The sequence below is a fragment of the Paenibacillus zanthoxyli JH29 genome (assembly GCF_000520715.1).
GTDB classification, from domain to species: domain Bacteria; phylum Bacillota; class Bacilli; order Paenibacillales; family Paenibacillaceae; genus Paenibacillus_AQ; species Paenibacillus_AQ zanthoxyli.
Map to the genome: position 1 here is coordinate 1 of NZ_ASSD01000273.1, position 1,613 is coordinate 1,613.

General features: G+C 41.4%; 4 protein-coding genes. 3 read left to right on the plus strand and 1 reads right to left on the minus strand.

Going from position 1 to position 1,613, the window contains the following annotated elements; translation table 11 throughout:
• Positions 1 to 203: 203 nt before the first annotated feature.
• A complete protein-coding gene (locus L691_RS0110105; RefSeq protein WP_025690350.1) occupies positions 204 to 392 on the minus strand; it encodes a hypothetical protein in 189 nt (62 codons plus the stop codon).
• A 146-nt stretch (positions 393 to 538) separates the two neighbouring features.
• Here L691_RS0110105 and L691_RS31230 point away from each other — a divergent pair, with 146 nt between their 5' ends.
• From L691_RS31230 to L691_RS31935, 3 genes are all read left to right on the plus strand, one after another.
• Complete coding sequence (locus tag L691_RS31230; protein WP_084654041.1) at positions 539 to 877, plus strand: sigma factor-like helix-turn-helix DNA-binding protein; 339 nt, start codon at positions 539 to 541, stop codon at positions 875 to 877.
• A complete protein-coding gene (locus tag L691_RS0110110) occupies positions 829 to 1,068 on the plus strand; it encodes a hypothetical protein (protein WP_025690352.1) in 240 nt (79 codons plus the stop codon). The genes L691_RS31230 and L691_RS0110110 overlap by 49 nt, the downstream gene beginning before the upstream one ends.
• Positions 1,069 to 1,412: 344 nt before the next feature.
• A partial coding sequence (locus tag L691_RS31935) for a hypothetical protein (RefSeq protein WP_156934205.1) occupies positions 1,413 to 1,613 on the plus strand: 201 nt, incomplete at its 3' end.

The window sequence follows — 1,613 nt, forward strand, 5'->3', positions numbered from 1 at the left end:
TCTAACCTTTTCAAAACTTTGTTTCACGAATTCAGGAAATCATCAGATATACAGAAATTAGTTTTAGAGGCCCGGGCTGGCCATGCCGTTAATTCTGATCTTTTATCCATTCACATCCGGAGTGAGGAACGCGAGGCTGCCTGATTACACCTGGGTTATTCGAACTAGAATAACTGGTGACGAGCTATACTAACGTCGAACATTTACTCTGTTTTCTCTATCCGACTTGTATCCTTAAAGGATTGAATTGCTTGCGCCAATTGTTTTAATGAAGAATCTAGTTGGTCCAATTTTTCTTCGGTGGTTTGTAATACATAGCGAATCAGAATAAAGCAGAGCGTCACTGGAAAACCAACATTAGTTATTAATGAAATGATATCTGTAATCTCCATACCTGAACCTCCTTTCATCATTTCTTCATGATTAGGTAATCAGGACAGTTCATTCTACAACCAACAGAAATCTATTGTTATGTATGGTTGTGTAATTGATTCTAAATTTTCCCTTTACATAAACAACGGTAAAGGAGAAATTAACGGTGGACAATCAAATTTCTGCTTACGAACGCTATAGAAAAGTAATTTATCGTATTGGGTGGAGAGTTCAATATAAATACAAGAAAATTAGGACAAGGGAATTCCCTCTTTATAATAATCAATCAGACAATGGAAATTTCACTATATTAACTGAGAATAAAATCTTGGTTCAAGAATTACTAAACTCGTTACCTTCACAAGGAAGGAATATTATTTATAAACTCTACATCCTTGATATGACTGAAAAAGATGTTGCAAGAGAGCTGCAGATCAGCCAACAGGGGGTGAGCAAATGGAAGCGAAAAATGATACAGCTGCTATCTCAGACATTGAATTCATGAAATTACTACAGGCTGCCAAACAAAAAGATCCTCAGGCTGTAATACAACTTATTGATTTGTATAAAAATGATATTTTACGAATTAGCAAATATGTTCATTTGGCTAAAGAGGATGCGGTATCGACAATCATTTTGGAGTTCTTAGAATTTATTCAGAATGAAAAAAGAAGCGAGGATACAAATTTAACTTAATTTTTCCTCACTTCTCCTTTATTTTGAAATACAATTTTTGTTATAATAATCAATTTGAAATTGAAAGAACATAATGGGGGTCGCATCAGGTCGATTGGGGAATTGTGACCGAGCGGGATTTGCCTTATACGTTAATCCGCAATATCGAATGGATTCATAAAGAGTATCACAATGAAGATGTCGAGAAACTTGGGATATTTGCTATCCAGAGCTTGGAACGTTCACTTGCTGCTTCAATTTTGTCGGGCACTGCAATAGCTAAGGCGTGTCTCGCTTGAAAATCCGGCGCGGCAGCAGGTACGGGTAGAGCGGGGACCTGGATGCCGTTCAGCGGGTTCCGGCCCGTGGCAGCACTAGCTAAGGGAATCGGGTGGCAGCGGCGGCCAGCTTCAAATTGGCTCGGCAGCGGGTACGGGCAGAGCGGACCTGGACGCCCTTCGACGGTTTCCGGCCCGCAGCGACATCAGCTCCGAAGTAACCCAGCGACAGCGGTCGGCTGCGAACCGACGGGCTCGCGTGAACCGGGCGGCGGCAGCAGCCGCCGG

Coding starts and splice junctions, on each gene's coding strand:
- L691_RS0110110 (WP_025690352.1), top strand. CDS start 829: ATGGAAGCGAAAAATGATACAGCTGCTATCTCAGACATTGAATTCATG.
- L691_RS0110105 (WP_025690350.1), bottom strand. CDS start 392: ATGGAGATTACAGATATCATTTCATTAATAACTAATGTTGGTTTTCCA.